The following is a 12,975-nucleotide window of genomic DNA, read 5'->3' on the forward strand; positions in this document are numbered from 1 at the left end:
AACTCTATATGTCTTTCAAAATAGATCGTGGACTATTTAAATATGATTTCATAGATCATCACGCAGTGTTGTGCGTTCCAGTTGATGCCGATGTCAAAGAGATTCGCAAACGCTATCTCCAAGTCGCCCGTCGTTTGCACCCAGACAGTAGTCTTACTGAAACTGCTGCTCAAAAACATCTCGGTAATGAATTGTTATCAAAGCTGGTTAACCCAGCTTACGAAAAACTCTCTGGCGATCGCACTCGCACTGAATATATTCTAATTTTGTCGCAAATTGGCAAGCGTCTGGTACAAGAGTCTGCTTCGGTAACTCTAAACACTGGCTTGGCTAGACAGTTAGTTGAGGCAGCTAATATCGATCATTTTTATAAAACTGCGATCGCGAAACTAGCCCAAACCCAATATGATTCTTTAGAACAAGCGCAGCAAGTCATTGCCCAAGCTAGTGAGTTGAATTTAGTGTATTTAATGCGGAGTGCGGGTAAAGCATCCGCAGCGCCGCCACCACCTGCTCAACCCAAAGTCCAATCAGGTACACCTGAGCCAAATACACCAAAAAATACAGCACCAGCGCCACCAAAAGAAGACTTGATTGTAGAACAGTATATTCGTCGCGCTCAATCTTTGATTGACAAAAACCAATTTGCCCAAGCCAAAGTAGAGTTGCAAGATGCCCTGAAGCTAGAACCGAAAAATAGTCGCTGTCATAGCTTAATTGCAATGGTATATTTGAAGCAAAATCAGCTAAAAATGGCTAAAATCCACTTTGACAATGCTCTGAAATTAGACCCCAGTGACGAAACGGCTCTGCAATGGAAACCTAAAATAGATAAGGCTTTAGGACAACAACCTAGCGATCAGAAGGTGACTTCATCCCCCAATAATGGAGATAAGCAACCAGAGAAATCTGGTAGTGGTTTGTTCGGTGGTTTGTTTGGTGGGAAGAAAAAATAATGGTGTATCAACCAGCAGCGGGAGCCAGGGATTTATTACCCTTGGATGTAGAGAAAAAACGCTGGATTGAAGATCGGTTACAGCAGGTGTTTGATCGTTGGGGATATCACAGGATTATCACCTCGACTTTAGAGCGCATGGATACCCTGATGGCGGGGGAAGCAATTCAGCGTCAGATGGTGATTCAACTACAACAAAATGGTGAAGATGATGAATTAGGGCTACGTCCAGAATTAACAGCATCTATTGCTCGTACTGTTGTGACTCGGATGGCTGGTGTCACTTATCCACAAAGGTTGTATTACAACGCCAATGTGTTTCGCCGCACTTGGGAAAGTAGACACAATCGCCAACAAGAGTTTTATCAAGCTGGCGTGGAGTTGTTAGGTACTGGCGGATTGCTGGCGAATGCGGAAGTACTGCTGTTAGTAGCAGATTGTTTGGCAACATTGGGTTTGCAGGGATGGCATTTAATTTTAGGTGAGGCGGGAATTACCCGATCGCTCCTGAGTGCTTTTCCTGCTAATTTACAAGCTCAAGTTCGCAGTGCGATCGCTCATCTTGACCGCATCACCATAGATAATTTACCCCTGAGTGACAAACTGCGCGATCGCGCCCAAATCATCCTGGATTTGCGCGGGTCAAGTGCAGATGTATTACAAAAAGTCAGTAGTTTGGATCTAGATGAAGAACAGCGAGAGGCAGTGAATAACCTCAAATCCCTAGTAGAATTACTAGAATCAGAGAAAAAAATTCCGTTAATCCTCGATCTGAGCCTGATCCAAACCATAGATTACTACACTGGTATCGTCTTTGAAGTTGTCAATGATACCGAATCCCAAGCCAGAGTTTTAGGGCGTGGTGGTCGCTATGACCAGCTTTTGGGGCTATATCATCCTCAAGGAGAAAACATTCCCGGAATTGGTTTTGGACTAAATATCGAAGATTTATACCAAGTTCTTTTATCTACTCAGCAATTACCACAAGAAACTCCAGCGAGTGACTGGTTGGTAGCACCAGAGACAGCTAATGCTAACGCCGCTGCCTTTGTCTATGCCCAAAAACTCAGAAATTCTACTGATTTGGTGCGGGTAGAAATTGATTTGGGCGGAAGGGATGCAGAGGCGATTCGCCAATATGCAAGCGATCGCAGCATTGCCCAAATTGCTTGGATCAAAGCTGATGGCTCACCAACCATTGAATCATTGCGTTAAGTGAGTTGGGGATTGGACATGGGGCATTGCTTTATCTGCCCTACTCTCCACTCCCCCCAGATGGCGTTGCATAATGGCGGTATGAATTGAAGTGAAACTGGATGGAATGTCCGCGTTGTGGGTCGTCCCATATCCGTAAGAACGGAAAGAAAAGAGGTAAACAGAATCACATTTGCTGTGATTGCGACGTGCGTTCCGCCCCGCTTCGCTAACGTCAATTCATTGATCGGTACGAACCACCCCAAGGATATAGTGATGAAGTGAAACGAGAATGCCTGAAAATGTACGTTAATGGCATGGGATTTCGTGGCATCGAACGGAGTCATTGCGTGTGCATCATACGACATTGATTACTTGGGTAAAACTTGTGGGAGAACTGTTGCCTGATGCCTACGACCCACAGACAATTCCAGAAGTTGGTGAACTTGATGAACTAGAAACGTTCGTCGGCTCAAAAAAAACAAAATCTGGCTTTGGACAGCAGTGAACCACTTCAGACAAGGTATTTTAGCGTGGGTTTTGGGCGACCATAGCGCCGAAGCCTTTCGCCCATTATGGGATATCGTGGGTACTTGGCAGTGCTATTTCTATGTCACGGATGGATGGTTGGTCTATCCAGGCTTTATTCCAGAGGGCGACCATGATTGTGAGCAAGACTTACATGACGCGGGTTGAAGGGGAAAACACCCGATTGCGACACTATCTGGCTCGATTGCATCGCAAGACGCTATGTTATTCTAAATCAGCACAAATGCTGAGATACTCGATTCGATTGTTACTTCCCTATCTCAAATTTTGGGATGTTCCAGTTCCGCAATGATTCATACCGCCATTATGCAATGCCCTCGTATTTGTCCTGGATTGCTCCTGACGTTCCCCACTCAGCACACCTGATAATTCAATACCCTTGGGTTAAGGGTTATTGATGTAAATAATTAGTCTTTCAGGACGCGATAAATCGCGTCTCTACATCTAGGTTTTGTTGCTCATTCTGAACTTTATTGCCTGATAATTGGGTTGTATCGTTCCTAGTCGGAGCTTGGAACGAGATTTGAAAAGGATTAAGCGTTGGTTGTAGAGCGAACTTTTAGTTGGCTATGCTTCAAAATATCAAGTGTATTTAATTTTTTGAGTATAAAATCTACCTGCTAAAAGAGCCGCACCTGCTACTAAAGTTGCTAGTACACTATCAGGTTCAGGGACGGCAGCAACTTGAGCATCAATTCGTGCAGTTCCAGCAAACAAACCAGACAATTCAGGGTGGTCTAATACATCAGCAAACTCTGGAGAAATCAACAATTGAACATCAGGGATGGTTAAATTTTGGCCATCAAATGCCATAAGTCCCGGAGTGCTCAAATCAAACAAAATTGTATTTAAAGAAAACGTGTCTCTTAAAACAAGTCCGCTGGCACCTGTGACAGTACGTCCTGGAGCAAAACCGATTGAAAAATCACCAACAGTAATTTCTTTATTGAAAGTAACAGTACCAGTCTGCTTTATTGTACCTGAAAGCGGAGTAAAACCGCCCTCGTCGCTGAACGTGAAGTTAGTAAGTGAGTCGATGTTGAAACCAACTAAATAATTGCTAGGAATTGGTGCAACTGTCTGATTAGTGCCTGTCAAAGTTAGCCCAATACTACTAAGAATCTCCTCGTGATCGCGATCGATGCTGGTGACTCCAGATATCACTTTAAAAGTTGCAGCATCTACCTGTATCGGTGCTATTGAGATAAAAGCTGCTGTCGTACAACCAAAAATTCCTGCAAACTGAAAAAAACGCATATATATTTCTGATGATCTTCGTAGTTTATTTTATCTAATAAAACGTCCTTTATTAATATATAAATTTAAAAATTTTCGCTAAAAAAGTATTCTCAAAACTTAAGATTATATCAATATACAGTTAATAAAAAAATTTAAACCATACAGCTATAAATACAAAGTTGAGTATGTGGGTACAAATAAAAATTACTATTCATAATGAAGCGTAAACTGTAAGGAATAAAGCATTAAGGATAGAAAATGAAAAAATATAGTTACGTTTAATTATGTCCAATGCCAATTATTTAGGAACCAATTCCAAAGTCCCTCTCCCAACCTTGAGAGAGAGATTTAGGGTGAGGGTTTTTGATTCATGCAAGAAGTCTAATTAAGGATTCGCAGACTCTAGCTGAGAACCAGAGAAAGCTGATTTATTCTCGCTGATTTACTTCTTAGTTCACAGACTTGTTCTAATCCACCAGCTTATTTTATCCAAATTAGGATCTATTTCCTGCCAAAAGCTTGCTGAAGAGTCTGCTTCTCTGGTTATTGCGAGTATTTGCTCTATACTGTCGAAGTTTTTTTGAATCAATTGCTTATCTAATTTAGGAATATCTAATTTTAGATATTTCAAACGGTTGGGTAACTCTACTTTCTCTTTTGTCGGCAAGTGGGCAATCTGAGCAACTTGTTCTAAAATTTGGTCTACTGATGCAATTATTTCTTGCAGACTGGGCTTTTTAGTTTGTAATTGTAAATCTTTTTCTTCAAAGGCTTCTTCTAGATCGCCTAACTTTACTAAGACTATTTTGACAAAGAAAATATTGTAATCTACCTCACTAACTTCACCCACTTGCTGATGATATTTTCCACTTTTATTTATAACTACTATGTCACCTTTCTCAATTCTGTTGTTCATAATTTATACAGCTTTGTAATTAAATTACTAAATAATCTCCTCTACAGAAAATACTACTCTAAAGCCACAAACCCTCAGCCCACCGTCTGACTCATTCCAGCTACGGCTAGCACTGCGACACAGTTCTGGACTGAAACTCCAAGAACCACCGCGTAGCACCCGACGATTTATATCGCCGCCAACTTCCCAAGCTGTTCCATCTAAGGGTGCATCGTTGTAATTGTTGTGCCACGAATCAGCACACCATTCCCAAACTAACCCGTGCATATCGTACAATCCAAAGGCGTTGGCGACTTCAAAACTACCGACGTTTGTTGTTTCTTTACGGAATTTGCTTTTTGGTTCCATAGTGCAGCTGACTAACTCAGGAGTAATGGTTTCGCCAAAATGGAATGAGGTTGTAGTTCCAGCCCGACAAGCATATTCCCATTCAGCTTCACTCGGTAAACGATAGTCGCGTCCAGTTTTTTCTGATAGCCTGAGACAGAATTCTACAGCCTCATACCAAGATACATTTTCCACTGGTCTATCTAGACCTTTGAATTTCGATGGATGGGGATTTAAAGCTTGTTTGACTTTGGGTAAAGCTGCTACTACTCTCCACTGTGCTTGAGTCACAGGAAATTTCCCCATAAAAAATGGTTCAACGGTAACTTGATGCTGAGGACGTTCGTCAGCATCTCCTTCAAACTCCGGCGAACCCATCATCTGACTACCACCAGGAATCAATACCATTTCTAATGTGACAGACTTACCCAAATCTTCAACAAAGAAGTTTGCATTACAGTTCATGCGGTTTACTTCTCTACCACCTGTGTCTACTGTCACTACGTCAAATTCAAAGGTTTCTAATGGGGGTAATGGTACGATTACTTTTTGTGATAGCGGCGCTAATATAGGTTGAGGTATCGAAACAATTTTTAAGGCAACAGGTTCAATGTTCAATGTGGCAAACTTCAAATCGTTAATGACTTCTACTGCTGTTTGATACCTTTCACTCGGTAGATGTTTGAGTAATTTATCTAAAATTTTTCCTAATTCGTCGCTGATAGTAATATCTTTTTTTTGTAAACGTTCGCGCCACAACCATTTAGCGTTCATGGCATCATAAATAGGGTCATTAATCTGTCCAGAAGCATCCTGCAAAGGCAAACATTGAGTTAAAAGACGCACACAAGTTACGCCCAAAGCATACAAATCACTGCCGTGACAAGCAAATCCAGCCATTTGTTCTGTTGGGGCATAGCCAAGGGTATAAATTACCGTAGCTTGTCTTCCTATACTGGTTTGTGTCACCTGTTTAGCACCGCCAAAGTCAATTAAGACGGGTTTTTTATCACTTGCACGGCGAATGATATTTTCTGGTTTGATATCCCGATGAATGACGTTATGGGTATGAATGAATTCTATAACTGGCAATAAATCAGCTAAAAGTTCCCAAATTTGTTGCTCGCCATAAATTTGTTGCTGAACTTCTTGTAAAAGAGTTTTTCCTTGAATAAATTCTTGTACGAGATATAAGCTAGAACCTTGTTCAAAATAAGCTAGTAATCTAGGAATTTGGGTATGATTTTCTCCCAGTTCATACAACCGAAAAGCCTCTTCTTTGAAAAATTCCGCGGCTTTAGTGCGTTGTCCTGTTCCCTGAAACTGCGGGAAAAATTGCTTGATGACGCAAGGGGCGTTTAGTCTGTCTACATCTTCTGTAGAATATGTTCTACTAAATCCACCTTCACCTAAGAGTCTTAATACGCGGTAACGGTTTCTGAGAAGTTTGCCAAAGTTGCTTTGTCCGCAACTGACGCAAAATCTATTGCTATCAGAGTTGAATGGATTTGAGCAATTGGGATTTTGGCAGATTTGCATAATCAGGGGGAAATAGCATCTTCTCCAAAGTTAGCCCCAATATTATCTAATTGAAAACAGTTATGTAGAGAAGCGAACACGGAAGTTTATTCATGTGTTTAAAACTATCTTTCACACGAGGGCATAAGGATGAATAAATTATATTTATTTATACCAATTCAATGAATGATTGCAACACATACTTGGGTTAAGACGCGATTCATCGCGTCTCTAAAAATGGTGTATTTGTCGCATTTTTTTACAATTGGTATTACTTATCTATAGTATGACGTTGTGTTAGCAGAAAGTATGGCACATTGCCATAATATTGGAGCGTTAGGCTTGCCGTAATGCACCCTAAATTTTAATATAACTGTTGTTTGCTATCTAAAAAAGTTCACGAAGAACGAAATCACCTACCTATAACTTTTATTGCAAATTGCGACTCTTATTTAAAAGTTTTATTCTCTCCAGAAGCGCGAATTAATTCAGCTACAAGGGCAACGATCGCGGATACTGAAATTAACATCACACTCAGAGCATTAATATCAGGTTTAACTCCGGTTCTAATGCGGCTAAAAATTTCCATTGGCAGGGTGTTAGAACCGCTACCAGCAGTAAAACTGGCAATGAGAAAGTCATCTAAGCTAAGGACAAAAGCCAATAGACAACCAGCGATAATCCCAGGCATTAATTGAGGTAACAATACTTTGATGAAAGCTTGGGTTGGTGTCGCGCCTAAATCTAGTGCTGCTTCTTCTAAGTGGGGATCTAAATTAGTCAGTCGGGAACCAACTACAAGTCCGACGTATGCCAGACAAAACACGATATGGGCTGCAACTATCGTCCACAAACTCAAAGGTATCGCAAAGGCTGCTAGACATACTAGGGTAGCCACTGCGATCGCAATATCGGGAATAATCAATGGTAGGTAAGCAACACCCCGATACAATTTCTTACCAGGAAATTCGTAACGCGCCAACCCAACCGCCATCAAGGTTCCCAGCACTGCTGAAATTGCCACGGCACAACCAGCAACTATCATACTGTTTTGCAAAGCCGATAAGATGCGATCGTCACTGAACAACTTGCGATACCAATCGAGAGTGAATCCTTGCCAAGTTGCACTATAGGGCGATTGATTGAAGCTATAAAAGCCAAGTACCAATATAGGCAGGTACATGAACACAAACATCAGCACTGAGAAAACCGCCTGCCATGAGACACGCGGTTTTTTGAGAGATGGAGAGATATTCACGTTTATATATGATTTTTATTGATAGGAATCTAAAATATCACATTTAATGTAATAAGTCAATGATTTAACTATTTTCTCTCCTTTTTGACTAGCAAAGAATCGAATAGTATCTCAATTAATCAGACAAGCAGCTTGAACAACTGGTTATAAGATAGATAAACTTTCGCCCATACTAGACATCTGGTAAAAAAGAGACGTAGCACTGCTACGCCTCTACAAGGCTTCTGGATAACGCATATTTAATTTCTAAAGATGTCTAATAGTTAATTCTTACCTTTAATAATTTGGATAGAACTTATCAGAAAAATTGCTGCTTCTGATTTCCAACTACCTACTTTACCAAAATCTGTTCTTTGGGCGACTCTAAATTATTCTTGAGAGTACGGAAAGCCGCCCAAAAAGTGACTACACGATTTATTCTTTAATTAACTTTTGTAAATTAGATAATCTGACAGGCGATAGCAGAGTTTTTCTGCCTATTATCAGCATTTAACTTAAAATTTGACGATTTTAGTGAATTCCTGTTTGTCAAAAACGTCAAAAATATCTATATTTAATATTCACTAATCTACCAAAAATTAATAAATTAGAATGTATTTACCTCTTTAGGAGTGGGTAATTTCCGTACTAGGATAGACAAAGAATATAGAAGTAACGGCATAAGATTTGAAAGAGATTGTTAATAAGTTTAGTATCTGAAGTTACTTTCTGATGCAAAGTGAATCAATTACCAACACTAAAACAACAGAAATAAAAAACTTCTAATTCAAGTTTTATTTTTTAGGAGGTTTATGATGCGAATTGCTCAAATAGCTCCACTGTGGGAAAGAGTTCCACCTCCAGCTTATGGTGGCGTAGAGTTAGTAGTGGGGTTACTGACCGATGAATTAGTCCGACGCGGACACGAAGTAACTTTATTTGCATCGGGAGATTCTATTAGTCTGGGAACACTAACGTCAGTTCATCCCCGTGCCCTCAGACTCGATTCTACTATCAAAGATTACGGCATTTACGAGATGCTGAATCTAGCTTCGGTTTATGAACGCGCAGAAGAGTTTGATATTATTCACTCCCATATCGGGCATGGGGCACTGGCTTACGCGAATCTCGTCAAAACCCCTACAGTTCACACGTTGCATGGTACTTTTAACCCTGACAACGAAAAGATGTTTAGTTTTGGTAAAAAACAACCCTACGTCAATATTTCCAATGCACAACGAGAACCAAGGTTAGGGTTGAACTCTATAGCAACAGTTTACAACGGAATTGATGTCAGCAGTTATGAGTTTCACTCCCAACCAGAAGATCCTCCTTACTTAGCGTTTTTGGGTAGGATATCTCCAGAGAAGGGAGCGCACTTAGCCATAGAAATTGCCAAAGAAACTGGTTGGCATTTAAAAATGGCTGGTAAGGTGGATGTCGTTGATGTGGAATACTTTGAGAAGGAAATTAAACCGCACATTGACGGGGAGCAAATTGAGTATCTGGGTGAAGCCAACCATACTCTAAAAAATGCCCTGATGGGTGGTGCAGTAGCAACTCTGTTTCCAATTACTTGGCGAGAACCCTTTGGATTGGTGATGATTGAGTCAATGGCTTCCGGTACGCCAGTGATTGCAATAAAATTGGGGTCTACTGAGGAAGTAATTTCTCACGGCAAGACGGGTTTCCTCTGCAATAATATTCAAGAGTGCATCAGTGCTATCGATCGCGTCATCGAGTTAGACCGTTATGCTTGTCGTCAGTATGTCGAAAATCTTTTCAGTGTTAAGCACATGACTAATGGCTATGAGGCGGTTTATCAACAAATAATAGCAGAACGATTTTCTCAGAATGGGCATTTCCGCAGTTTGGTTGATTTAGCTAGCGATCGCATTTAAATATCACATTTGTGTAATATTACATCTTTTTAATTAAGTAGAACACAGATTTTCGTAGTAGGGTAGCACAGCTGTGCTACCCTACCAAGTTAGGTGATTATCCCATTTTTCTAAAGTTCTAGCACTCACTCCTGGAACTCGTTCTAAGTCTTGTAAAGATGTAAATGTTTGCTGTTGACGACTAATAATTATTCGCTGTGCTAACTTCTTACCCACGCCAGGGAGAGTTGCTAATTCTTCTAAACTTGCGGTGTTGATATTTACTTTTTGAATTGCTTGTAACTCAGTTGATGAAAAAGTTTTTATTTGAGGACACCGTGTTTGTTCTAATTTAATTTTTTCTTGAATTGCTGGTGGTAAGCCTGGTTTCACTTTGGCATAAAGACGAGCAAATTCTCGCACATAATGGGCAGCAACTATCGGATTTTCTATCACTACAAGTGTCTCGTCGTTACCATTATTGGCAGCATCTGACCAATTATGAGAACCTGTAATTACAGTTTGGCTATCAATAACACCAAATTTGTGATGCAATAAATCGCCTTTGGGTAACACAGGTACACCTACAGTAGTAATTGGATTTGACCAAGGATGGTTGTCAATTTCATATTTACATTTGTTACTCAGAGCAACCCCCATCATATCTAAGGCTTCGCTGTAAGGACGATAGGCGAATTGTGGTTCAATTAAAGCGCGAATTTGCACACTTTGTTGATGGCGTTTTTCTAAAATATTGGCAAGAGGCTGTTCAGAAAAGACAAATAATGCCATATCAATAGATTTGCTTGCTGAATCTAAAGTTTTAGCAATTAAACCATTACTACTGTTACTCCAAGGTTGAGTTGGAGAAGTAGGCGAAAATTGCACAGTAATTTTGGTATTACCTAAAGTTATTTGTTTAGGTAAACGCAGTGGTTTTTTTAAACCAAATCGACTATCTGGTTGACCTCCTGGCCCATCTCCCCATAAGATATTAAACTCTTCTATAAATAAAGCTGCTAATTCTGGGCTGTCAATCTGCAATAAATTATTGGCATTGCCTAAACTGCTGGAATTTGTAAAATCACCAGAAGTATCACTTAATGTAAAATTAGCTGAAGTGATAATTACAAGGCGATTGTCCACAATCACGAATTTGTGATGCATCAAGCTGCTACCTGCTGAACCATCTGCTCGATCGTCTAACCAGGGAATTTTGGCATTCTGCAAAATTATCAAAGCATCTCTTTGATTTATTTCGGCTGAACTGAGTTGATTATCTTGGTTAATATCGATAAATTGGCGAAATTCTTTGTAGCGTTCTTGTTCTCTTTTATCTAACTTACCTATTTCAGTAGATGTTAAGCTACTCCAAGGTCGGCTGTAGGTATTTTCTAAAATGATTCTGACTCTTACCCCAGCTTTTTGTCTATCAACCAATGCTTGGGCAACTTTGGGTAAACGTAGTTCTTGCACCGCCACATCTACTGTAGATTTAGCTTGCGTAATAGCATCGACAATCTGTTTTTCTAAATCATCCCCAAGGCGAGTTTGCTGACGGTAAGCTTCTTGGTATTCTGAAGACTCAGAATGGTTAAAATAAACTTGAACTAACGGGTCTTGTGGTAAGGGTGCTGGACGCTGATTATAAGACTGGACTCGTTGACAACCAGCAAGAGAGAATATCAGTAAAAAGATAGATAAAAAATATCTTTGTCTAGAGATAAGTTGCACTGTAATCTGTTAAAAGTGGATTGGGAGTGGATAGATTTATCATTCCCAAAATTTTGTGTTCTGAATTAAGTAGAGAAATAAGTTTCCAAGTAAAGGGAAAAATCCACTACTAGATGTAAAATTACAGATATTTTTTTCAGGATTTGTCCACTAAAACTGTATATACTGACAAATCCGCAGTCTATCACCAACGTGTGTTTTCACTATTATCGGTTATATGCAAATTTATCTAGATTACAGCGCCACGACTCCGACTCGAAAAGAAGCGATCGCAGTTATGCAAACAATCCTCACTCAACAGTGGGGCAATCCTTCCAGCTTACATGAGTGGGGACAACGGGCGGCAACGGTTGTAGAACAAGCCAGAGTCCAAGTTGCTGGTTTAATTAACGCCGCTACCCCTGAATCGATCGTTTTTACCTCTGGTGGCACTGAGGCAGATAATTTGGCAATTATGGGTGTGGCTCGGTTGTATGCTGTTCCTCAACATCTAATTATTTCCAGCGTTGAGCATTCCGCAATTTCTGAAACAGTAGGGTTGTTAGAAATGTGGGGTTGGAAAGTTACACGCTTGTCTGTAGATATTAAAGGCAGAGTCAACCCCTTGGGTTTAAAGGCGGCATTGCGACATAACACAGCCTTAGTTTCTATAATTTACGGTCAAAGTGAAGTAGGGACTGTGCAACCAATAGAGGAACTGGGTAAGATAGTGCGATCGCACGGTGCTCTGTTCCACACAGATGCAGTGCAAGCTGCGGGACGCTTACCCATAGATGTGCAACAACTCCCAGTAGACTTACTTAGCCTTTCCAGTCATAAAATATATGGGCCGCAAGGTGCAGGGGCGCTGTATGTGCGTCCTGGGGTAGATTTTATGCCCTTACTGAGTGGTGGTGGACAAGAAATGGGACTGCGTTCTGGTACGCAAGCAGTACCGATAATTGCCGGATTTGGTGTAGCAGCAGAATTAGCAGCGCAAGAATTAGCTACAGAAACACCACGGTTAATTGAATTACGCGATCGCGCTTTTGCCCAATTAGCTGAGATTCCTGGTTTAATTGCTACAGGGGATACTTGCGATCGTTTACCTCACCATATCAGTATGTGCTTAGAAAACGCCGACGGGAAAAAACTTAGCGGTAAAACCTTGGTAAGACAGCTAAACCTTGCTGGTATTGGTATCAGTGCTGGTGCTGCTTGTCACAGTGGTAAACTTAGCCCTAGTCCAATATTGTTAGCAATGGGCTATTCTGAAAAAGCTGCCTTGGGCGGAATTCGCATCACATTGGGGCGTGATACTACCGAAGCTGATATAGATTGGACAGTGATGGTATTGAAGCAAATTTTGCAAAGGCTAACACCGGATTTATCTTTAGTTAAGCGTTAAATTATTGGCAACGCTACTAGGATTTAAACCGTGTAAAGT

Annotated in this window: 9 protein-coding genes and 1 pseudogene; 5 read left to right on the forward strand and 5 right to left on the reverse strand. The window is 40.6% G+C overall.

The features are described 5' to 3' along the window. Positions 1 to 8: 8 nt before the first annotated feature. The 3 genes and pseudogenes from NLP_RS21060 to NLP_RS21070 all read left to right on the forward strand — a co-directional run bounded on the left by NLP_RS21060 (position 9) and on the right by NLP_RS21070 (position 2,990). Positions 9 to 956 (forward strand): J domain-containing protein, encoded by a 948-nt coding sequence (locus NLP_RS21060; protein WP_104908087.1) that lies wholly within the window; start codon positions 9 to 11, stop codon positions 954 to 956. Continuing rightward, entirely contained in the window at positions 956 to 2,170 is a 1,215-nt protein-coding gene (locus NLP_RS21065; RefSeq protein WP_104908088.1) for an ATP phosphoribosyltransferase regulatory subunit, read from the forward strand. Before NLP_RS21060 ends, NLP_RS21065 begins: the two co-directional genes overlap by 1 nt. A gap of 101 nt (positions 2,171 to 2,271) precedes the next feature. Continuing rightward, positions 2,272 to 2,990 (forward strand): annotated as a pseudogene (locus NLP_RS21070) (IS1 family transposase). Between the two features lie 290 nt (positions 2,991 to 3,280). Here the strand turns inward: NLP_RS21070 and NLP_RS21075 are convergent. The 4 genes from NLP_RS21075 to NLP_RS21090 form a co-directional block, all read right to left on the reverse strand. Further along, positions 3,281 to 3,955: a hypothetical protein gene (locus tag NLP_RS21075; protein ID WP_104908089.1), complete on the reverse strand. Its 675-nt coding sequence runs from the start codon at positions 3,953 to 3,955 to the stop codon at positions 3,281 to 3,283. 436 nt (positions 3,956 to 4,391) lie between these two features. Continuing rightward, complete coding sequence (locus NLP_RS21080; protein WP_104908090.1) at positions 4,392 to 4,853, reverse strand: hypothetical protein; 462 nt, start codon at positions 4,851 to 4,853, stop codon at positions 4,392 to 4,394. A gap of 27 nt (positions 4,854 to 4,880) precedes the next feature. Beyond that, positions 4,881 to 6,719, reverse strand: coding sequence for a bifunctional serine/threonine-protein kinase/formylglycine-generating enzyme family protein (locus NLP_RS21085; protein ID WP_199784659.1), 1,839 nt, complete (start codon positions 6,717 to 6,719; stop codon positions 4,881 to 4,883). Between the two features lie 427 nt (positions 6,720 to 7,146). After that, positions 7,147 to 7,956 carry an ABC transporter permease gene (locus tag NLP_RS21090; protein ID WP_199784660.1) on the reverse strand — a complete coding sequence of 270 codons (810 nt, stop codon included), beginning with the start codon at positions 7,954 to 7,956 and terminating at the stop codon, positions 7,147 to 7,149. Between the two features lie 794 nt (positions 7,957 to 8,750). Between NLP_RS21090 and NLP_RS21095 the strand changes: the two genes are divergently transcribed. Beyond that, complete coding sequence (locus tag NLP_RS21095) at positions 8,751 to 9,836, forward strand: glycosyltransferase family 4 protein (RefSeq protein WP_104908092.1); 1,086 nt, start codon at positions 8,751 to 8,753, stop codon at positions 9,834 to 9,836. A gap of 81 nt (positions 9,837 to 9,917) precedes the next feature. On the opposite strand, the gene NLP_RS21100 is transcribed toward NLP_RS21095, so the two are convergent. Continuing rightward, positions 9,918 to 11,549, reverse strand: a complete 1,632-nt coding sequence (locus tag NLP_RS21100) for a DUF655 domain-containing protein (RefSeq protein WP_104908093.1) — start codon at positions 11,547 to 11,549, stop codon at positions 9,918 to 9,920. Positions 11,550 to 11,766: 217 nt separating this feature from the next. On the opposite strand from NLP_RS21100, the gene NLP_RS21105 reads away from it, so the two are divergent. Beyond that, on the forward strand, positions 11,767 to 12,936 hold the full coding sequence (locus NLP_RS21105) for a cysteine desulfurase family protein (RefSeq protein WP_104908094.1): 1,170 nt from the start codon (positions 11,767 to 11,769) through the stop codon (positions 12,934 to 12,936). Positions 12,937 to 12,975: the final 39 nt, after the last annotated feature.

The organism is Nostoc sp. 'Lobaria pulmonaria (5183) cyanobiont', assembly GCF_002949795.1.
GTDB lineage: Bacteria > Cyanobacteriota > Cyanobacteriia > Cyanobacteriales > Nostocaceae > Nostoc.